Here is a 19,855-nt window from a genome sequence, read left to right on the forward strand (position 1 = left end):
AGATCAGGAGGCGGCATGGCGGGCGACGCGACAACCGAAAAGACAGGCTTTGCACCGAGCTATCGCGTGATTGCGCAAACCATCGCGAAGCGCATCATGGCCGGCGAGCTGAGGCCCGGAGACCCGATGCCGACGGAAGCTGTTCTATGCGAACAGTTCGGCGTGAATCGATCGACGGTCCGTGAAGGCACCCGATTGCTCGAAGAGACGGGCATGCTGCAACGTGTGAACGCGAAGCGGCTCGTCGTCGCGAAGCCGACGACGAGCGTGGTGGGCGAGCATATCGAACGTGCTCTTCGCTTGCAGGGCGTGACGTTTTTCGAGCTTTGGGAAACGGCGATGGTGCTCGAGCCGAAGACAGCCGGGCTGTCGGTGTCGCATCTGAACGGTGACGATCTCGAGGCGCTGCGCGCGAACATCGTGGCTACGGAGCAGTCGTTATCGGACCCGAGCGCGCTCGCGCAACTGGACGTCGAGTTCCATGCGCTGATTGCACGCGGCGTGCACAACCGCGTGCTGCTGCTGACGCGCGAACCGATGGCGCGTCTTTTCTATCCCGCATTCGAAGCCGTGCTGTCGCGCGTTCCGGAGTCGGGCGCCCGCCTTTTGAAGGCGCACAAGCAGATCTTCCAGGCACTGTCGGCGGGAGACGCTCAGGATGCGTCGGCATGGATGGAGAAGCACATCCGCGATTTCAAGGTCGGCTTCGAGATTGCATCGCTGGATTTTCAGAGCAGCTCGATCACGCCGCTCAGCGCAGGGTGGAGCGAGTAGCCAGACGCTCTCGCACGAATGTCCGACTATCTGTTCGTTGCGTGGGTAGTCACCGCATCGTCCCGATCTACGGTCCAACTTGTCGGCGCATCGATAAAGCACCTGCCTCAGCTGCACAGAGTCTCCCGACGGCGCGAGAACTTCGAATAGTGGAAGCCAAACAACATGTCGAGATGATATTGGCCGCGACGACTCGACATAAACCGAAGTCAGGATCAGGACGAGGTGGACGATTCGCGATGGATGTGCATTCGAAGTGTGATGTCCACCGGCGTCCTGTTCTTGCGGTTTCGCCGATCTATCCCTCTGAGTTGTTCGATCCGGATCAATCGATGATGAACCGTTTTGGGTGGCAGTGAAGTCCGTTAGCCGTGGTCCGCAATGAGCAGTCCGCATCAAAGTATGCTTGCAGAGCTTTTGTGCCGCAGTGACCGATCACGCCTGTTGCGGCTCGGACAGAGCGGAACCGTTCATGCCGGCCCGGCGTTTTCCCGAGATCGTGATTGCAGCAATCAACGCGGGCAGCGCTGCGACGGTGAATACCGCATGCATGGACCAGCCCCGGCCAAGGAGATAGCCGCCTATGGCCGAACCGAAGATCGACCCCGTGCGCCCTATCGCATTCGCCCAGCTCACCCCCGTAGCGCGGTTAGCTGTGGGATAGAACGACGCAGTAAGCGCGTTGACCCCGATGAGGGCGCCGCCCGATCCTATTCCAGCGCCGAGCACGGTCAGTACCAGAAGCAGTGGGAAGGGCGCGGCAAAGCCCAACGCCGCTATCGAGACCGCGCCAAGGACATAGCTGGCGGCCAGCACCCGATGCGGGTCCGCCTTGTCCATTCCGTATCCGATGACAACTGCTCCTACCGTGCTGCCGAGCGGTAGCACGACGCCCACGAGTGCTGCGGTTCTCAAGCTTTGGCCCGCGCCCGTCAAAAGCGTGGGCAGCCAGCTCGTGAGCAGATAGAAGACGAGCAGGCTCATGAAAAAGGTAAGCCACAGGAGGATGGTGCCGCGTGCGAGCCTCGGGGCGAACAGCTTGCCCACGGGCGAGCCCGCGGACACTTGTGGGCGGAGGAAATGCGCGTTCAACAGTTCCGGTGCAGGTCGAATCCGCGACAGAATCGCGGCCACACGTCCGTCGTGTCCCCCCTTCATTGCCAGGTAGCGGGGCGATTCGGGCAGGAACCAGGCAAGGAAGACGAGAAGCACAAGTGGAAGGAGTCCGCCGAGCATCAAAACCGCCTTCCATCTGTGAGCTCCTGCCAACCCGGCCGCGGCCAGACCGCCCAGCATCCCGCCGAGGGTGAAGCCGCAGAACATGACCGTGACCGTCAGAGATCGGGTCCTGCTGGGGCAGTATTCCGCCGTCAGCGTCGTGGCCGTCGGCATGGCGCCGCCAAGGCCGATACCCGTGACAAGGCGCCAGAACGTCAGTGAGTGGATGTCCGGGGCGGTTGTCGAAAGCAGGCTCGCGACCGCGAAGAATGCCGTCGTCAGCAACAGCACGGGCTTGCGGCCTATCCTGTCTGCGATGGGTCCAAAGACCATCGCACCGATCATCAGGCCAAGCAATCCAGCTGCGAAGAGCGGCGCGAGCTGGGCCGGGGCAAGTCTCCATTCGGTGCGCAAGGCCGGCGCGATGAATCCGACGGCCGCCGTATCGAAGCCGTCTATGGCGACTACGGCGAAGCAAAGCGCCACCACGGCCGACTGCAACGGTGATATTTTTTGCCCGTCGACATAGGCCTGGACGTCGATAGTGTGAACGGTGGACATAACCGGGTCTCCTCCTTGTTTGCTATTGGCTGTTTATGGCCACATCCGCAGATGGACCGAAAGGCACAGCGATATGGAATGCCGTCGAGGTCTTTCGCCTTATCGGTGTCGCTCAAACGGCTGCCCATTGCATGTCTTTTTCGGTCGGCGTTTCCGACAGCGGAATCATCGGCAGGCTCGTCAATGGGCGCGCGTTATCCGCCCATGCAACGAGATCGGGCATGCATCCTTGGGCGAATGCCTTGCGCAGCATCCGCATCTCCCTTGGCGCGTTGATCGCGGTGGCCCCGGCTAACCGGCCGCAAGGCGTCTGGAATAGCCAACATCCGTTCCCGGCCTGCGGATCACCACGCGCCACCGCGTGGGCGGCGCGGTGCGGCAGTCCCAGGCACTGCAGATTGGTCGCGTATTGGTCGGACCAGAACCAGGGAATCTCTGTGTGCAGGTCGTCCTTGCCGAGCGCTGCCCGTGCGGCGCAGATCGCCTGGCTCTGCGCGTTTGCCCAGCTTTCGAGGCGGATTTCCTCGCCAGCGAAGTCGCTCGGATGCAGGGCAACGTCGCCCGCAGCGAAGATGTCGGGATCGGAGGTCCGTCCCTGCTTGTCCACCACAATGCCATTGCGAACTTCAATGCCACAGGCTGCTGCGATCCCGGTGTTGGGGCTGATGCCGATGCCCACCAGCACGTGATCCGCCGCGACCGTTTCCCCGCCTGCGAGTTGCGCGACGACGCCCGATTCGCCGACCCGCAGCGTGGAAAGCGCGGCGGAGGTCTTCACGGTTACGCCGTTCCTCTGATGCATTGCCAGCAGATAGTCCGAGACGATCGTCGGCACCGTGCGCGCGCACAATCGTGAACCGGCTTCCAGTATCGTGACGCTGACGCCGGAAAGTCGTGCCGTTGCCGCGGCTTCAAGTCCGATCCAGCCGCCCCCGATAACGAGCAGATGCCGCGATTCCTTCAGCGCGGCACGCAGCCGCAACGCATCGTCCTGCGTTCGCAGGACATGCATGCGCGCAGGACATTCCGCCTGCATCCCCGGCAGCATTTTTGGGCGGCCGCCCGTGACGAGAAAAAGCTTCGTGTAGTTCAGCGAGCGTTCGTCGGAGCAGGTCACGGTGCGCTTCGAGCGGTCTATTCGCGAGACCTGTGTGGCCGGCCAGAACTCGATGCGTTCGGCTATCGCAAACTGCGCCGTCAACAGGGTAAAACTGTCGGGCGCCGACGTGCCGTCCTGGAATCCCTTCGAGAGAGGCGGGCGCTCGTACGGCCAGTGGCGCTCCTCGCTGATCAGTACGACACGCCCCTGGAATCCCTCGGCGCGCAGCGTCCGCGCGAGCCAGGCGCCTGCCTGACCGCCGCCCACGATGATGAAGGTATCGTCTTCGCTCGACATGTGGGGTCTCCTCAGAGCGATACTTCGACGCGGTCGCCGACGATTCGGGTGGGAAAGCTCTGTACGGGTTCCGTGATGGGCGCCGAACACGCGGAGCCGTCGCGGATGCCGACGAGTCCCTGGTGCAACGGACATTCGACGCAATCGCCCTCGACGAAACCTTCGGACAGGCGCGCGTGGCCATGCGAGCACAGGTCGCGCAGCGCATACACCTCGTCGGCCAGTCGAAAAAGGGCGATCGGCGTTTCGCGGATGGCGACGCCGAGCACTTCGCCCTCGGCCACGTCGGATGCCGCTGCGGCATCTATCCATTCAGCCATTTTGGTTTCCTCTCAGATCGGATAGGCGAGGAGCGTTTGCACTCTCAGCGTGTCGAAGACGCAGCGCTTTTTCCTGAAGCGCAGTCCGTCGGGCGTGTTCACCACATGGTCGATATAGCGCCCGGCCTGATAGATGCTGGTCGATCCGTCCTGTACCGTGTTGACGACCAGGTAATTGGTGGTCATGGTCCAGCCGTCTTCGCATGGCTGCCATTGCATGCCGGACAGGAAGTGCCGATACGACGGCCTTTCGTAGATGTTCGCGTTGCGCAGCGAGAGCACGCGGTCGCGTATCATCCTGGCGCTGTCGCAATGGATGACGGGCGCGGGCAGCCCTTGCTCGACATTCTCCTTCGAGACGATTTCGTAGAAGCCATCTTCCGTGAAGAAGGCGGCCCATTCTTCGAGCTTGTCGTTGTCGATCGCAGAAATGTAGTTATCCTGAAGAGTAGTGAGTCGCAGTCTGGTATTGATCTCTTCCATTGTGTTACTCCGTAACCAGGCAAACGGCTGGCTCGAATCCCATGAGTTTCTGGTAGCCGACCCAGAACTTCCGGATCAGGTTTTCGGTGATCATGGTGCCTTGCTCGTCAGGAGCGGATCGCGCCATCTCGATGACCGAGTTTTCGTCGCCATCGCGTGCCGTGCCGCGCTGAACGAGTTCGGTTGCCTCGGTATCCTCCATCGACACGTAGCCCGCGGGACCGACGAGATTCGCCTGCTTGATGCGCAGCGCGCGCAGCTCGGGCGTATCGTCCTCGTAGCCGAAATAATGAAAGACCAGCTCGTAGTGGTTCGGGCCTTTCGGCAGTAGCTGCCGCGCGCATAGCGTGTTGTGTATCTGCTGCAGGATCAGCTGCGGGAAGATCGACTGGATCGCCGTGCTGGCAGGTTCGTCGAATTCCTTTTCCAGGGCCAGGATGGAAGGCTCTTCGAGCTGGAAGCCTTCGTCGTACGAGCGAATCTTTTGTTCCTTGTAGACGTCGGAGTTCGCTTCTTCCTCATTGCGGCCAACGAAGATGATGCTGTGCAGTCCATCGACGTCATCGGCTGCGCAATGCGCCTTCATTCCGACGCGGAAAATGCTGAACGTCGCGGTGAAGAGATGCAAAAGACTAGCGTGGTAGGGGTCCTTGACGTTCTCCGTATAGAGCTTCCAGTTGCTGTCCGAGTACTGTCGCGTGCAGCCGAGATAGACGATCGGCTTGTGGAACAGCCGGTCGATATAGTGGCGCATCGCCGGCCCGACGTGCTCTGCGAACGGCGCGACGGTGTCGCTGAACGTTGCGAAAACCAGGCCCCGGTAGCTCTCGACTCTCAATTGACGAAGACTGTGCTGCTTCGGGTCGAAGTCCTTCGGCATGCCCGTCGCGTCCTTCTTGCCGCGTCGGAAGGGCACGCCCTGGAGGTTGCCCTTCGTTCCGTAGCTCCACTGGTGATACACACAACTGTGTGAGAGCGCGTTGCCGCGCTTGAGCCGGCATACGATCGCGCCACGGTGAGCGCAGCGGTTCACCCACGCGGCGAGCGTGCCGTCTTCTGCGCGCGTCATGACTACAGGGGTATCGCCGACGAAGGTGCTCTTGAAGTCTCCCGGGTTAGGAATCTCGACTTCGAAGCCCAGGAAGTTCCAGGTCGGGCCGCGGTAGATGCGCTCCTGCTCGAGCGCGTAGATCTCCTCGTCGCTGAATACCTTGTACGGAACCCGCGAGCCGTCCTGTCGCGGGAAAAAGGCCAATGGCCGTTCATTTTGCAGTTGCATCGTCGTCTCCGTTTCAAATCAGCCGGGTCTTCTCTGCCTCGCGGCGTCGTACGCGGACAGGACACCGTCGTTCCCTGTTGATTGCAGTATGAACAGGTAGCTACCGTGTGATAATCACCAGTAAACGAGAAGAACCTTGAACCACGGAGAGATAATCGATGGATCGCCTGACGAGCTTGACGGCGTTTTGCCAGGTCGTGGAATGCGGCAGCTTCTCTGCCGCCGGCCGTCGCCTCGACCTGTCGGCGAATATGATCAGCCGACACGTGCAGTCATTGGAGGTCCGGCTTGGCGTGCGGCTCTTCAACCGCACGACGCGCCAGGTGAAGCTCACGGAAATCGGCCGCCTGTATTACGAACGCTCCAGTCAGATCCTGAGCGAACTCGACGACGCGGACCGTATCGTCGAAACGATGCAGACGAGCCCGCGCGGCAAATTACGGCTGCATGTCAATACGCATCTCGTGCGTTTCCTCGCTCCGATTCTTTCCGAGTACCTGACCTTGTATCCCTCGGTCAGCCTGGAGCTTGTGACGGGTGAGCGTGCGGTCGATCTCATCGAGGACGGTTACGACCTGGCCTTGCGTACGGTGACGCCGCCGGATTCCGGGCTGATCATCAGAAGCCTGACACCGTGGCGCCAGGTCATTTGCTGTTCGCCGTCGTACCTCGCACGCCACGGCGCGCCCCGGCACCCGTCCGAGCTGGCCGGGCGCAATTGCCTTCAGTACCAGTTCTTTCCTTCGGGTAACGAATGGCGGTTCGAGGCGCCTTCAGGAGAAACCTTGACGGTCAGCGTAGGCGGCAACCTGACCACCACCAGCGCGGAGTTGTTGCGATCGCTCGCCCTTGATGGAATCGGAATACTGGTGGCCCCGAGTTTCCTTGTCGCCGACGATATCGCTGGCGGAACGCTGATTCGGCTATTCGAGGAGTACAAGCTTACGGAATTCGCGATTAACGCGATTTATCCGCATAGGCGCTACGTTTCGGCCAAGGTCCGCACGCTTATCGACCTTCTGGTCGAACGCATGAGCGATCATCGCGAATGGGTGCAACAGGTGCACGGGGGATCGTAAGGCGGTTTTAACCACGGGTGGATGCTTCGAATGGGCCCGGTCCGCACTGCGCCGCAACGATCAAGCGGTTGCGATTCGACGGACCGCGCGAATTGCCAAGGGTGGCAAAGTCTTGCTGCGGGCGGTTCAGCACCGTGAGACCGCCGGAAATCGCGCCAAAAGGACGTTTTCCCGACGTTCGCGGCGCTTTTCCGCAGCGGCCCGTCGCGCGCGCTAACTCATGATCGGCGTCATCGCAGTTTCGATCCGGGACGCCTGGTTCCGGGTAATCATGCTGCCGAGCGCATGACTGAAGCGCGGTTCCTGCACACCGGAAATGATGTACTGCCACCTGTACGCGCCGAGCAAACCTGCATGCACGGACTCTTTTTCGGCCATCGGCAGAGACCGTCCGCAGATCATTGCAAAGTAGTCGGCGTCTGCGCGAGCCTGCGTTTGCAGCATGCCGTCGACGGCAGCGACCAGTTCGATCAGATCGTCGACTGCCTTGTCGCGCTCTTCTGGCGAAAGTCGGGCGTCTTCGCGTTGCCATTCGAGTTCGTCGAGGATTGCGTGCTGTGATTCCTCGCGCCAATGGTAGAGAAAGACGTCCTTCCACAGTTCGGATGAATTCGAGTCGCCGTCGATGCTGCCGCGATAGTGCGCGAGCACGAAGAGCTCGATGTGACAGGTCAGCGCGAGTACGGCCCAGGTGGATTTCGAAAGGACAAACGAGGCCACGCTATTGGCTTCCGGCAAGAACGCATAGCCGGCCGGCATGCCTTCGGCGCACATGCGTTCGATGCGGCGAAACAGTTCCTGATGTTTGATTTCTTCATCGCTGAACCGGACGAGCGCTTCGAGGGCGTTCTGGTCGCCAAGGCGGTACGGTCCGCTCATCTCCAGTACCTTGGCCGCGATGAAGCGTTCGACGAGGCCGAACATGTTTGCATACGTGCGGCCCTGAATCTGACTGAGCATGCGCTGTTCGTCGGGGCCAAGAAAGACGAGGGAATCGACCTTCGATAACGCATCCGGCAAAAATTTCCGCGTGAAATCGAAAGATCGGCCGCGAATCACATCGCGGTCGATGTCCCAGCGGACGCGTTTCGATGCGGCAATACATTTTGCGTAGCGGTTGGCGTCGAGCTCGTTGACATCAGTGGTGATTTCCATTGAAACATCTCCTTCAATTGCGATTCGTCGATACTCACCGTGCCGATGCCGTCGGGATGTCCCGTTCGAATGTGTCAGCCACCTTGGCCGAGCCGCATCGCCACGATCCAACTATCGTTGCCGGACGTCATCGAACCGTGAACAGCGCGCGGGGCCGCGTAAAATCGCCGTCAAAAAAATCGAATGAAGAAGGGATGGGCCGCGCAAAGTCCAGGCGAGATGCGTGAATGTCGTGCGCCGCGAAGTAAACTGTTTGTAGGCAACGCTTCGTCTTTCGCACGTTATGACCCGGCTTACGATCGAAGTCCTTGGAGGCTTGCACATCCGCCTTGCTGGGGAGCGTTTGCCGCTGGACTTCCCGACGAAGAAGAGCAAGGCGATCCTGGCCTACCTCGCCTTGTCGCCGGGCATGCTGCGTTCGCGCGAGCAACTGGCAAGCGTGTTCTGGGAACGCAGCGCGGAGGAGCAGGCGAGAGCGAGCTTGCGGCAGACGCTGTCGAGCCTGCGCCGGATGTTGTCGCACGCCGCGCCGCTGTTGAAGACGGAGCCGGACGCAATATGGCTCGACGCTCATCTTGTCGAAGTCGACGCGTTGCAATTCACGCACTTCTCGGGCGAGCGGTCTGCAGATTCACTGGCAAAGGCTGTCGCGCTTTATCGTGGCACGCTGCTCGATGGCTTTGGTCTGCGTGAAGAGCCGTTCGAAAAGTGGATGACCGTCGAGCGCCGCTGGTTTCATGAGCGCGCAGTGGAAGTGTTCGCTGAACTCGTGAGCCTTTATGAGCAATCGGGTGCATCCGGTCACGCAATAGCGGCGGCAAGCAGAATACTGGCATTGGACCCATTGTTGGAGTGGGCGCACGCGGCGCTCATGAGGCTGTATGCGAGAGCGGGGCGCCGGGATGCTGCCGTGCGTCAATATCAGGAATGCGTCCGCGTGCTCAATGCCGAACTCGGCATGGTTCCCACGGAAGGGACCCAACGTCTCGCTGCCGACATCCAGCAGGACGGGTACAGGGTGCCCGCCGTGTCACGTGTAATTGCCGGGGGACAGGCCGGGCTGCCTGACGCGGCGTCGCACGACGCGCATGAAGCCGGCAATGCGGCGATATCGCCGGCGGAACGCAAACAGTTGAGCGTGCTCTGCACGCGCGTGCGCGAGCCGACTGGCGACACGGACGCCGAGTTCGCATTGGAACGGGTCGACGCTGTGCTGAAGACAATGGTCGACGCCGTCCACCGGTTTGGCGGTCTCACGACGCAGCTTCGAAGCGATGGAGTGACGGCGCTGTTCGGGGCGCCCGTGTCGCAGGAGGACCACGCGGTGCGGGCGTGCTATGCCGCGCTCGCGATGCGCGAAGCGATGTCGACCGTCGTCGGACGGCCTCTCGACGTGCGGATTGGCATCCATTCGGGCGACGCAGTCGTGCGGACGATCGGGAGTGACCGGGCGCAGCACTACGACGCGCTAGGCGTCGTACCGCAACTGGCGAACCTGATCGATTCCGTCCTGTCCGTCGATGAGATCGGCGTGAGCGCGGACACCGTGCGGTGCGCCGAAGGATTCATCGAACTCGCGGATCGTCGCGCCCGAGTGCTTCCAGGCGCGGCGCAGTCCGTCAAGATTTTCATACTGCGCGCCAGGTCCGGGCTGCGGCTTCGTTGGGACGCCCGCGCGGCACGCGGTCTTTCGCGGTTTGTCGGCCGCGATACGGAAATGGCCAGTTTGCACGGGCTGCTCGAGCGTGCCGCACGGGGCGCTGGGCAGGTGTGCGCGATCGTCGGGGAAGCCGGGGTGGGCAAGTCCCGTCTCGTGCATGAGTTCATCAGCGCTGCACGCGCGTCCGGATGGACGACACTCGAAACGGGTACGAGTTCGCACGACAATAGCGCAATCTACCTTCCAGTCGCCGGGCTGCTGCGGACGTGGTTCGGCATCGGCGAGCGCGACACGCTGACTGAAGCGGCTGACAGGCTGCGCCAGGGCATCGGGGCCGTCGAACCGGAACTCGCGGTGATGCGTCCCGCGCTGGCTGCGCTGCTGGACTTGCCGGCCGACGATCCGCAGTGGGAGACGGCGAGTCCGCCGCAAAAACGCAAGCGCACGCTCGAAGCCATCGCTTCTCTCGTGATCCGTGCAAGCGAGAACCATCCGCTGGTCGTCGTCGTCGAGGACCTGCACTGGAACGACGATGGCACGCAAGCTGTGCTCGATCATCTCGTCGATTGCATTGGTGCCGCGCGCGTGTTGCTGCTCGTCACTCATCGGCCCGAATACCGGCACGCGTGGTTCGGCAAGAGCTATTTCTCGCAGCTTCATGTGGACAGTCTTGCCGCCGAAAGCGCGGACCTGCTGCTGCGCTCGCTGCTCGGCGACGACGTCGGGGTATTGGCGCTTCGCAAACGGCTGATCGAGCGCACGGGCCGCACGCCTCTCTTCCTCGAGGAGTCGGTCCGCGCACTGATCGATGCCGGTGCGCTGGTCGGTCAGACGGGTGCCTACCAGATGGTTCGAACCATCGACACGTTCGAGATCCCATCGACCGTGCATGCCGTCCTTGCATCGCGGATCGATCGACTGTCCGCGCAGCAAAAGGCCTTGTTGCAGATGGCAGCTGTGATCGGGCAGGAGTTCGCGGTCGATCTTCTGCAGCCGGTGGCCCAACTCGAACGCGAACGGCTGCTCGATCTGCTGGGAGAGCTGCAGGCGGCGGAATTCCTCTATCAGACGCGCTTGCTGCCGCATCAGCAGTACACGTTCAAGCATGCGCTTACGCATCGTGTCGCTTATGCAAGCGTGCTCAAAGAGCGGCGGCGATCGGTGCATGTGCAACTCGTGGAGGTGATCGAGCGACTTCATGCGCAACGTCTCGACGAGCATGTCGAGCGCCTCGCGCATCACGCGCTTGCGGGCGAGCTGTGGGAGAAGGCTGTTGATTATCTGTACCGCTCGGCGTGCAAGGCGCTTCAGCGATCCGCGTACAAGCAGGCGCTCGAGTACCTGAACCGGGGACTCGACATCATCCGGACGTTACCTCGTACGCCAGCGTTGCTCAGGCATGAACTCGATTATCAAAAGGTGCTGGGCGTGACGATGATGGCGGCAAAGGGCTGGGCTGCCAAAGAAGTGCTCGACGCGTATACGCAGGCCCGTTTGCTATGCGAGGAGCTAGGTGACGAGAGCGAGTTGTTTACCGTATTGCGAGGCGAAGGACAATACCGGATGATCCGGGGCGAATCGGAAATCGCCCGTGAACTCGGCAACCGATGCGCCGCGCTGACGGCGGACTCGCGTGACCACGCGATGCACATAGAAACGCATCATCTGTTCTGGACGAACAGCTTTTTCATGGGGGAATACGCGGCGGCCGGGTTCCATTGTGCAAAGGGGATCGCACTGTACGAGCGCGAGCGGGACCATGCGCTGACATTCAAGTACTCCGGGCATGATCCGGGCGTGTGCTGCCGGTGCTTCACCGCGCTCGTGCAGTGCCTGCGCGGCTACCCGGACAAGTCGCTGTCGATTTCGGACGAGACGCTCGAACTTGCGCGCGAACTCGATCATCCGCTGACGACGGCTCTCGCGTACTGGACGCGCAGCTTCGCGCACATCCTGCGTGGCGAGCCGGAATTGGCGCGGCAGTGGGCAGCACGGGAGATCGCGGTGTGCGAGGAATACGCGTTGCCCTTGCTGCTGTCACAGGGGACATTTCAACTGGGCTGGACATTGGCGCAATCCGGCGACCTCGACGAAGGCATCGAACGGATGCGTGAGGGCATCGCGGCAATCAGCGCAACGGGTGCGGAAATGGGCTTGCCGTACTTCAACGCGCTGCTTGGTGAAGCGCTTGGCCGAGCCGGCAAACGGGAGGCGGGGCTCGTCGAGATCGACCGGGCGCTCGCGGCTGTTGAAGAGCATGGCGGGCGTTTCCAGCTCTCCGAGATGCTGCGGCTCAAAGGCGAATTGCTCGCAGCCCAGTGGAGTGCGCGATGCGAAGAAGGGCTCGCGTTCATCCGCGAAGCGGTCGTGGTTGCACAAAGGCAGGGCGCGTGCTTTCCGGGTCTTCGTGCTGCGATCAGCCTTGCACGCCAGCTGGCATCAACGGGCGACCTCGACATTGCCTGCGCCGTGCTGCAGCCTGCCTGTGAAGCCATGAGTGAGGGAAGCGGACTAACCGATGTGCGTGCGGCGCGGGCACTGCTCGCTGAACTCAGGAACCGGTAGTAGTGCGATCGCTCGTTTCTCTCGCTACGAATCACTCCGCAATGGCGACGATGAAGCGTTGACTGACCGGATGACGGCTATCGCGGCGAAGAAAGATTGTGACCGACCAACTACGCAGCTATCCGGCCGCGAATGCCGAAATCGCCGAGCTGACGAACGTCAAGCATGTCTTCGTCAAAGCCAGCGCTCAGGTGAACAACCGCTCCGAAAACAGTCATCAGCCCCACACGGGAACGCGAGCGTCGGATGCGCGGTTGCCGGGTTCATCAACGCACCCAAGCATTCCTCTCGAGCTTCGGCCCAATCCGGCCGCACTTCGCGCTCAAGAGACATTTGCTACGCGCCTCGCTTTATCGCAAACAGCTCGCCGCGCGCTTTGTCGCATCGCGTCACTTCACTGAGCTTACCCAAGGTTCGTCCGCTTTCTGAGAGCACGGGCCACCTCTCCGCCATTGCGTCGCGAACAAGTCAACGTGACAGTGCCTCGACTCGGTATAGCTGTCGGCTCAGCGCATCGCTTCAACCGCAGTCTTGTTCGATTCGTTGGATTCGTTGTTTTAACGTTTTCCTCTGCCGCCCGGATGACCGATGCGGAGGGTGTTTCAACAGCCTGCTAGTGCAACTCTTCGGTCTGTTTGCTTACATATTTCTAATGTTTTTCTTACAACTGCCGATAGCCCTAACGGAAGTACGGCGCTAGCGCCCCCGTTCGGGCATCCGGATCGCACGACGCGCTTCTTCAATACAAACAAAACGGAGGTGTGGAAATGCGAATGACAAACCTGAAGATTGGCAGCCGGCTCGGCCTGGGTTTCGGCCTGGTGCTGTTATTGATGCTGGTCCTGATCGTCGTCAGCTTATCGCGTATGGCCAAGGTCAGCGATCTGAACGACCAACTGATCAAATCCGACTGGGTCAAGGCGCAGGCGGCTAACGCCATCGACGGGACGATGCGATCCAATGCACGCCGCACCATGGAACTGATCGTCACGAACGGACAAAATCAGCGAGAGGAGATATTCAGAAGGATTGCAGACAACAAGGAATCGATTAACCGAAACATTCAGACGCTCGACACGCTGGTTTCTACCCCCGAGGGCAAAGCCCTGTTGAGCCAGTTCAAGCAGGATCGTGAACAGTATGTGGCGTCGTTTTCCAAGGTAGGGCAGTTAGTGCGGGAAGGCAAAGAGGAAGAGGCTCGCCAGGTTGTCCTGACTGAAACGTTGCCGCGTCTCGACCTCGCCTTGCAAGCCATCGAAAAGCTGGTGGATTGGCAGGCAACGCTTGTCTCAAACAAGGGGGGACAGACACACGACGAAATCGATTCGACTCGTAACCTCATGATCGGTCTGGGGATACTGGCAATCTTGCTGGGCGCTGGCTTTGGCGTCTGGGTCACGCGTTCCATTACCCGCCCGCTCAACGAAGCCGTGAGGATCGCACAAGCCGTATCGAAGGGCGATCTCACCAGCCGGATTGAAGCGCATACCGCCGACGAGGTCGGCCAACTGCTGCAAGCCCTGAAAACGATGAACAGCAGCCTGGTCGACATGGTTTCCCGGATTCACACGGGTGCGGAGACCATCTCCACCGCTTCCGGGCAGATCGCGGCAGGCAACATCGATCTGAGTTCGCGCACGGAAGAGCAGGCTGCTTCGCTCGAAGAAACGGCCGCGAGCATGGAAGAACTGACCGCCACGGTGCGTCAGAACACCGAAAGCGCGAAGCAGGGCAATATGCTCGCGGCCAACGCATCCGAAATCGCAGCGCGCGGCGGCGAGGTGGTGGGGCGCGTGGTTCACACGATGCGCGAGATCTCGGACAGTTCTGCGAAGGTCGCCGACATCATCAACACGATCGAAGGTATCGCGTTCCAGACGAACATTCTGGCGCTGAATGCGGCGGTCGAAGCGGCGCGCGCTGGCGAGCAGGGCCGGGGTTTCGCCGTGGTTGCCGGCGAGGTGCGCAGCCTCGCGCAACGTGCGGCGACGGCCGCGAAGGAGATCAAGGATCTGATCAACGAGTCGGTGGATCGCGTGACGAGTGGTACGAAGCAGGTGGACGAGGCAGGTCGGACGATCAACGAGGTGGTGTCCGCCGTGCGTCGCGTGACGGATCTGATGGGCGAAATCGCCGCCGCGTCGAACGAGCAGCACAAGGGCATCGAGCAGGTGAACTCGGCGGTGGTCCAGATGGACCAGGTCACGCAACAAAATGCGGCGCTGGTCGAACAGGCGTCGGCGGCAGCCCAGTCAATGGCCGAGCAGGCGCGCGGTCTGCGCGACGCAGTGTCCGTGTTCAAGGTTTCGACTGCACATGCGATTTTCGCGGGGACCGCCAGTACCGCTCCGCGCAAACCGGCCATGCCTGCACCCAAAGCACCCGTGCGTTCCGCACCGCCTCCTGCGGCGCAGCCGGCGGTCGCAACCGAAATGGTCAAACAGGACGAGCAGAGCACCGAATCCTGGGAAACGTTCTGACCTGATTCCTCAGAGAGGACGATATGACGACGGAACGCATGCCTGTTGCCCAGACCCTCGGACATGTGGTGGGAAGCGACCAGAACCAGCTCGACAGGCCGGCCGTACTGCCGGATGGGAAGACATCGGCCGGTTGTTGATGGCCTCACCTCGTCAAATCCCAGCGTCCCAAATTCAAAGTCGCTCTACGAATGCGTGAATGCATTCGGAAGGAAATTCTTTGACGTGGGAAATGCCGGTAGCCTGTAGGCAGAGCCTCAAAGGGAGCCTCAATCACGCGCTCGCAATGTCCTTTTTCCTTGGCCCGTTGCAACTACTGACCTCCACGATGAAACTCACGCTCAAGCTTCCGCTCGCTTTTGCAGCAGCCTTATCCCTGATGTTTGCCGGCGCGATGTATGGCCTCTACGCGATGCACCATGCGATCGATGAATATGACACGCTGGTTCGCGTGCATGTCGCCAATGAACGGATTGCGTCGGACATCCTTGTCAACTTCAAGCTGCAGGTACAGGAATGGAAGGACGTCCTGTTGCGTGGCAAGGACCCGGTGAATTTCGACAGGCACTGGACGGCGTTCCAGAAGCAGCAACAGCTCGTCGACAGGCAGTGCAGTGCGTTGCTCGCATCGCTCGACGACGCTGGCGCGCGCGGGTTGATCGAGCAGTTCGCGACTGCACACGCGAGCATGGGCGACGGCTATCGCAAAGGGCTGGAAGCGTTCAGGACGGCAGGCTTCGAGCCGACCGCAGGTGACAAGGCCGTTAGCGGAGTCGATCGTGAACCGGCACGTCTGCTCGGTGAAGCGGTGCAGCGCATCGCGGCCAGGATGGCGGCGATGTCGCAACAGGCCGCGGACGATTCGCGTCGAGCCGGTCTGATCAGTGTCGTGCTAATGCTGGTCGCGTTCGTGACGGGGCTGGGCGGCGCGTTCCTGTTCAGCCGCTCGATTACCGGGCCACTCAAGGGCGCGGTCCAGGTGGCGCGCAGCGTCGCCGGAGGCAATCTGACGACGGCCCTTGCGGCACGAGGCACCGACGAAATCGGCGCGCTCGTGACGGCGCTCGGCGAGATGCAGGCGAGCCTGTCTCGCGTGGTCGGCAAGGTGCGGGCGAATGCCGACGGTGTCGCGATGGCCAGTTCGGAAATTGCAGCGGGCAATATGAGCCTGTCGCAGCGGACGGAAGAACAGGCGGCATCGCTCGAAGAGACGGCCGCCAGCATGCAGGAACTGACGGGCACTGTGCGTCAGAACGCGGGCAATGCGTCGCACGCGACGGCGCTCGCTGACAAGGCGTCGGGTAAGGCAGCGCATGGCGGCGACGTGATGCAGCAGGTGGTCGAAACGATGGAGGGCATCTCGGAGAGTTCGGCGAAAGTTGGCGACATCATCGCGGTCATCGAGGGCATTGCGTTCCAGACCAACATCCTCGCGCTCAACGCCGCCGTCGAGGCGGCGCGCGCAGGGGAAGAAGGCCGCGGCTTTGCGGTGGTGGCAGGCGAAGTACGCGGGCTCGCACAACGCAGCGCGACAGCCGCGAAGGACGTGAAAGCGCTCATCGGGCAGTCGGCGAGCCGCGTCGCGGCTGGCTCGGAACTCGTACGCGACGCGGGCCGCATCATTCGCGAGATCGTCGATTCGGTGCAGCAGGTGAGCGCAATCATCGCGGAAATTTCGGCGGCTTCGAACGAGCAGAGCACGGGCATCGAACAGGTCAATATCGCTGTCACGCAGATGGACGAAGTCACGCAGCAGAACGCGGCGCTCGTTGAAGAGGCGTCGGCGGCTGCGCAAGCGATGGCCGAACAGGCGCGGGCACTGCGCGAGGCCGTCGCCGTCTTCAGGACGTGAACGTGCGTGGGCCGACTGAGTTCGAACGCGACAACGGAGCGGCGAGCTGTTTGCGATAGAGCGAGGCGCGTAGCAGGTGTCGCTTGAGCGCGAAGTGCTGACGGATCGGACCGAAGCTCGACAGGAATGCTTGGGTGCGTTGAGGAACCCGGAAACCGCGTATCCGACGCTTGCGTTCCCGTGTGGGCTGATGACTGTTTTCGGCCCGGTTGTTCACCCGGGCGCTGGCCTTGTCGCTTTCACACGGCGCGCGAACCCGCACCAGCGTCGAACCGTTTTGTAACCGACGATAACCCCGCGCTCGAACAACAGTTCCTCGATATCGCGCAGGCTCAACCGAAACCTGAAATACCGACGTACCGCGGAACCGATGACCGCCGCCGGAAGCGAGACCGTGGTAAAGCGATTTTGCATTTTTCATCACGCGATCTCACTCGACCATCTCGGCAACGTGACAGCGCCCAGTGGGGTTATTACTGAGCGTCAAGGCTTGCCCCGCTATCTTATAATCGTTCGCCAGATGTTACTCATAAGACGTTCACCAGATGAACGCTATCTGTGCGGGCAGATTGGGACATCAAGCAATCCGAACGCTGATTGAATTGTGCGCAGTAGTAGACGCTGAGATCGGTGCCCCATATTCGATATACAGGGTATTGCAAGGGCGACAAGTACATCGTCAACGGCCAGAAAACCTGGACGTCATTTGCACAGTGGGCGAACTGGATCTTCTGCTTGATTCATACGGATTCCGATGCAAATCTGCAGAAAGGCATTTCGCTGCTGTTGATCTCGATGGATATCTTTGGATAACTGGAGGAGATTTGAAAAAGTTGAAAACAGCATTCAATCGGGACTACTACGGTGGCGGTTTGATGCTCCTGCTTGGCCTGATCGTCGTCATGATCGGCCGCACTTACGAAATCGGAAGCATGAGATCGATGGGTCCCGGGTTTGTCCCAGTTTCATTGGGGGCCATTTTAGCCATTCTTGGCATTTCTATTGCCGCGGGGGCAAAACGTGAATCGGCTGAGACTAATGAAGCCGAATCGCATCCCGAATTCACCGCAGAATGGCGCGGTTGGATTTGCATCATCCTGAGCGTTGTTGCTTTCGTGGTGCTCGGTGAATTCTTTGGTTTTATCCCAGCAGTCTTCGCAGTCGTTTTTATCTCTGCCTTGGGTGATCGGGAAAATACAATCGGACGCGTGCTTCTGCTGTCGTTGGGGACGACGATATTTGGTGTCATCGTGTTCTGGTGGCTCTTGAAGATTCAACTGCCGCTTTTTACGTGGGGCCACTAAGAAAATGATCGAACAATCAGTAATGGATTTGTGGCACGGCTTCGGGGTCGCCTTCGAATGGCACAACCTGATTTGGTCATTCTTCGGTGTTTTGGTCGGTAACCTTATCGGTGTGCTTCCCGGTATGGGTGCGCTGTCGGCCATATCGATGTTGCTGCCGCTTACTTACGTCATGTCGCCGGTCTCGGCAATTCTCATGCTTTCCGGCATCTTCTACGGTTCACAATATGGCGGTGCAATCGGTGCCATTCTGCTCAACCTGCCGTGCCATCCGCCGCACGCGGTGACCTGTCTGGATGGGTATCCACTGACAAAGAAAGGCAGGGGCGGAACAGCGCTCGGCATTACGATGATTTCGTCGTTCTTCGCCGCCTCGTTCGGTATCCTGGTGATGATTTTCGCCTCGCCGGTGCTGGTCAAGATCGCGTTCAAGTTCGGTCCCGCCGAACTGTTTGCGATCATGCTGGTGGGCCTGATCGCCGGTGGCACGATGTCCCGTGGGGCACCGTTGAAGGGAGTGGCAATGACCGTCCTGGGCCTGATCTTTGGCCTGGTGGGCACAGACGTCAACTCCGGTGTGCAGCGCTTTACCTTCGGTCTGCCGGATCTCGCCGACAACATCGAACTGGTCGCCTTGGCGCTTGGTCTGTTCGGCGTGGCTGAATTCATGCTCAACGTGAACAAGATGGACGCTGTCGGTTCCAACATGGAAGTCTCCATGAAGGAAATGCGACCGACCAGGGCTGAGTTGAAGCAGGCATTCTGGCCGATGGTTCGTGGCACGCTGGTAGGGACGGTTTTCGGGGCAATGCCGGGCACGGGCCCAACGATTACGACTTTCCTTTCCTACGTACTGGAAAAGAAAATATCGAAAAATCCTGAATCGTTCGGTCACGGCAATATTGCAGGGGTGGCAAGCCCGGAAGCTTCCTCGCACTCGAAGACCCAGGTCGATTTTATTCCGACGATGTCGTTGGGTATTCCGGGTGACGCGGTGATGGCTCTGATCTTGGGCGCTCTGCTGATTCAAGGTATTCAGCCGGGCCCTCAACTGATTACCGAGCACCCTGATCTGTTTTGGGGTCTCATTGCGTCGTTCTGGATCGGTAACGTCCTCCTGATTCTCCTGAACGTACCGATGATCGGCGTATGGGTGAAGCTGCTGCGGGTGCCGTACAAATATCTGTTCCCATTGGCGATGTTCTTCATTTGCGTCGGCGTCTATACGACCCATAACAGCCTGTTCCAAGTCGGTGAAGTCGCCGTATTCGGGATCATGGGGGCAATTCTGATTGCCTTGAAGTTTCCCGTTAGTCCAATTCTGTTGGGTTACGTTTTAGGACCGATGATCGAAGAGAATTTCCGCCGGGCAATGCTGATCTCGGATGGTAGTTTGTCGATTTTCGTGGCAACCCCAATCAGTGCGGTGTTCATGGCCATATCCGCGTTGTTGATCGTCTTGCAACTCTATTTTTGGGCTCGCGGGAAGATTCGGAATCGTCAATCTGCTGCCGCTGCTGCATAAACAGCAATTCGTGAGCATTTGATTCCAGCGTTATTCGAAGGGGATGTTGTCGCTCAGGCAATATCCCAACGGTACGGAGATTGACCGTCAGGCATGGGCGCAGGCCGCTGATATCGGTTGGTTCTCGCTCCTGGCCCTCTGACGGCATCGGGCTTCTTTCCGATTACGGGCACGAAACAACATTGTTTTAACGGCGGAAAGGGC

Annotated in this window: 13 protein-coding genes and 3 pseudogenes; 9 read left to right on the forward strand and 7 right to left on the reverse strand. The window is 60.4% G+C overall.

Annotation, left to right across the window (positions count from 1 at the left end; genetic code table 11):
• The first annotated feature begins 15 nt into the window (after positions 1-15).
• Complete coding sequence (locus tag BN2476_RS00100) at positions 16-774, forward strand: FadR/GntR family transcriptional regulator (RefSeq protein WP_087732128.1); 759 nt, start codon at positions 16-18, stop codon at positions 772-774.
• A 435-nt stretch (positions 775-1,209) separates the two neighbouring features.
• Here BN2476_RS00100 and BN2476_RS00105 read toward each other — a convergent pair whose 3' ends face one another.
• The 5 genes from BN2476_RS00105 to andAc form a co-directional block, all read right to left on the reverse strand.
• A complete protein-coding gene (locus tag BN2476_RS00105) occupies positions 1,210-2,553 on the reverse strand; it encodes an MFS transporter (protein WP_087732129.1) in 1,344 nt (447 codons plus the stop codon).
• Between the two features lie 112 nt (positions 2,554-2,665).
• Positions 2,666-4,039, reverse strand: a complete 1,374-nt coding sequence (locus BN2476_RS00110) for an NAD(P)/FAD-dependent oxidoreductase (RefSeq protein ID WP_160111655.1) — start codon at positions 4,037-4,039, stop codon at positions 2,666-2,668.
• On the reverse strand, positions 3,961-4,269 hold the full coding sequence (locus BN2476_RS00115; protein ID WP_087732131.1) for a non-heme iron oxygenase ferredoxin subunit: 309 nt from the start codon (positions 4,267-4,269) through the stop codon (positions 3,961-3,963). Before BN2476_RS00115 ends, BN2476_RS00110 begins: the two co-directional genes overlap by 79 nt.
• 12 nt (positions 4,270-4,281) lie before the next feature.
• Positions 4,282-4,752, reverse strand: coding sequence for an anthranilate 1,2-dioxygenase small subunit AndAd (gene andAd, locus BN2476_RS00120; RefSeq protein WP_087732132.1), 471 nt, complete (start codon positions 4,750-4,752; stop codon positions 4,282-4,284).
• A 4-nt stretch (positions 4,753-4,756) separates the two neighbouring features.
• Entirely contained in the window at positions 4,757-6,031 is a 1,275-nt protein-coding gene (andAc, locus tag BN2476_RS00125; RefSeq protein ID WP_087732133.1) for an anthranilate 1,2-dioxygenase large subunit AndAc, read from the reverse strand.
• Between the two features lie 158 nt (positions 6,032-6,189).
• On the opposite strand from andAc, the gene BN2476_RS00130 reads away from it, so the two are divergent.
• Complete coding sequence (locus BN2476_RS00130) at positions 6,190-7,110, forward strand: LysR family transcriptional regulator (RefSeq protein WP_087732134.1); 921 nt, start codon at positions 6,190-6,192, stop codon at positions 7,108-7,110.
• A gap of 213 nt (positions 7,111-7,323) precedes the next feature.
• On the opposite strand, the gene BN2476_RS00135 is transcribed toward BN2476_RS00130, so the two are convergent.
• On the reverse strand, positions 7,324-8,265 hold the full coding sequence (locus BN2476_RS00135; protein WP_087732135.1) for a hypothetical protein: 942 nt from the start codon (positions 8,263-8,265) through the stop codon (positions 7,324-7,326).
• Between the two features lie 283 nt (positions 8,266-8,548).
• On the opposite strand from BN2476_RS00135, the gene BN2476_RS00140 reads away from it, so the two are divergent.
• The 4 genes and pseudogenes from BN2476_RS00140 to BN2476_RS00155 all read left to right on the forward strand — a co-directional run bounded on the left by BN2476_RS00140 (position 8,549) and on the right by BN2476_RS00155 (position 16,822).
• On the forward strand, positions 8,549-12,490 hold the full coding sequence (locus BN2476_RS00140) for an AfsR/SARP family transcriptional regulator (protein ID WP_087732136.1): 3,942 nt from the start codon (positions 8,549-8,551) through the stop codon (positions 12,488-12,490).
• Positions 12,491-12,579: 89 nt separating this feature from the next.
• Positions 12,580-12,919: pseudogene (locus BN2476_RS00145) on the forward strand (DDE-type integrase/transposase/recombinase); the annotation flags it as partial.
• Between the two features lie 344 nt (positions 12,920-13,263).
• The gene (locus BN2476_RS00150) at positions 13,264-14,970 is read left to right on the forward strand and encodes a methyl-accepting chemotaxis protein (protein ID WP_328590267.1); all 1,707 of its coding nucleotides are present in this window, start codon (positions 13,264-13,266) and stop codon (positions 14,968-14,970) included.
• Between the two features lie 328 nt (positions 14,971-15,298).
• A complete protein-coding gene (locus tag BN2476_RS00155) occupies positions 15,299-16,822 on the forward strand; it encodes a methyl-accepting chemotaxis protein (RefSeq protein WP_087732138.1) in 1,524 nt (507 codons plus the stop codon).
• Here the strand turns inward: BN2476_RS00155 and BN2476_RS00160 are convergent.
• Positions 16,812-17,243, reverse strand: a pseudogene (locus BN2476_RS00160) (transposase family protein). The gene BN2476_RS00155 and the pseudogene BN2476_RS00160 overlap by 11 nt on opposite strands.
• Before the next feature lie 239 nt (positions 17,244-17,482).
• Here BN2476_RS00160 and BN2476_RS49440 point away from each other — a divergent pair.
• From BN2476_RS49440 to BN2476_RS00175, 3 genes and pseudogenes are all read left to right on the forward strand, one after another.
• Positions 17,483-17,620: pseudogene (locus BN2476_RS49440) on the forward strand (pimeloyl-CoA dehydrogenase large subunit); the annotation flags it as partial.
• Positions 17,621-17,697: 77 nt separating this feature from the next.
• Entirely contained in the window at positions 17,698-18,126 is a 429-nt protein-coding gene (locus BN2476_RS00170) for a tripartite tricarboxylate transporter TctB family protein (protein WP_087732140.1), read from the forward strand.
• Positions 18,127-18,130: 4 nt separating this feature from the next.
• Positions 18,131-19,651 (forward strand): tripartite tricarboxylate transporter permease, encoded by a 1,521-nt coding sequence (locus BN2476_RS00175; RefSeq protein WP_087732141.1) that lies wholly within the window; start codon positions 18,131-18,133, stop codon positions 19,649-19,651.
• Positions 19,652-19,855: the final 204 nt, after the last annotated feature.

Source organism: Paraburkholderia piptadeniae, from assembly GCF_900007165.1.
GTDB classification, from domain to species: Bacteria; Pseudomonadota; Gammaproteobacteria; order Burkholderiales; family Burkholderiaceae; genus Paraburkholderia; species Paraburkholderia piptadeniae.

What these genes read in the sequence shown, in the direction of transcription:
- andAc (WP_087732133.1), bottom strand. Translation starts at nt 6,031, where the DNA reads ATGCAACTGCAAAATGAACGGCCATTGGCCTTTTTCCCGCGACAGGAC.
- BN2476_RS00150 (WP_328590267.1), top strand. Translation starts at nt 13,264, where the DNA reads ATGACAAACCTGAAGATTGGCAGCCGGCTCGGCCTGGGTTTCGGCCTG.
- BN2476_RS00155 (WP_087732138.1), top strand. Translation starts at nt 15,299, where the DNA reads ATGAAACTCACGCTCAAGCTTCCGCTCGCTTTTGCAGCAGCCTTATCC.
- BN2476_RS00105 (WP_087732129.1), bottom strand. Translation starts at nt 2,553, where the DNA reads ATGTCCACCGTTCACACTATCGACGTCCAGGCCTATGTCGACGGGCAA.
- BN2476_RS00115 (WP_087732131.1), bottom strand. Translation starts at nt 4,269, where the DNA reads ATGGCTGAATGGATAGATGCCGCAGCGGCATCCGACGTGGCCGAGGGC.
- BN2476_RS00130 (WP_087732134.1), top strand. Translation starts at nt 6,190, where the DNA reads ATGGATCGCCTGACGAGCTTGACGGCGTTTTGCCAGGTCGTGGAATGC.
- BN2476_RS00135 (WP_087732135.1), bottom strand. Translation starts at nt 8,265, where the DNA reads ATGGAAATCACCACTGATGTCAACGAGCTCGACGCCAACCGCTACGCA.
- BN2476_RS00175 (WP_087732141.1), top strand. Translation starts at nt 18,131, where the DNA reads ATGATCGAACAATCAGTAATGGATTTGTGGCACGGCTTCGGGGTCGCC.
- BN2476_RS00170 (WP_087732140.1), top strand. Translation starts at nt 17,698, where the DNA reads ATGCTCCTGCTTGGCCTGATCGTCGTCATGATCGGCCGCACTTACGAA.
- BN2476_RS00100 (WP_087732128.1), top strand. Translation starts at nt 16, where the DNA reads ATGGCGGGCGACGCGACAACCGAAAAGACAGGCTTTGCACCGAGCTAT.
- BN2476_RS00140 (WP_087732136.1), top strand. Translation starts at nt 8,549, where the DNA reads ATGACCCGGCTTACGATCGAAGTCCTTGGAGGCTTGCACATCCGCCTT.
- andAd (WP_087732132.1), bottom strand. Translation starts at nt 4,752, where the DNA reads ATGGAAGAGATCAATACCAGACTGCGACTCACTACTCTTCAGGATAAC.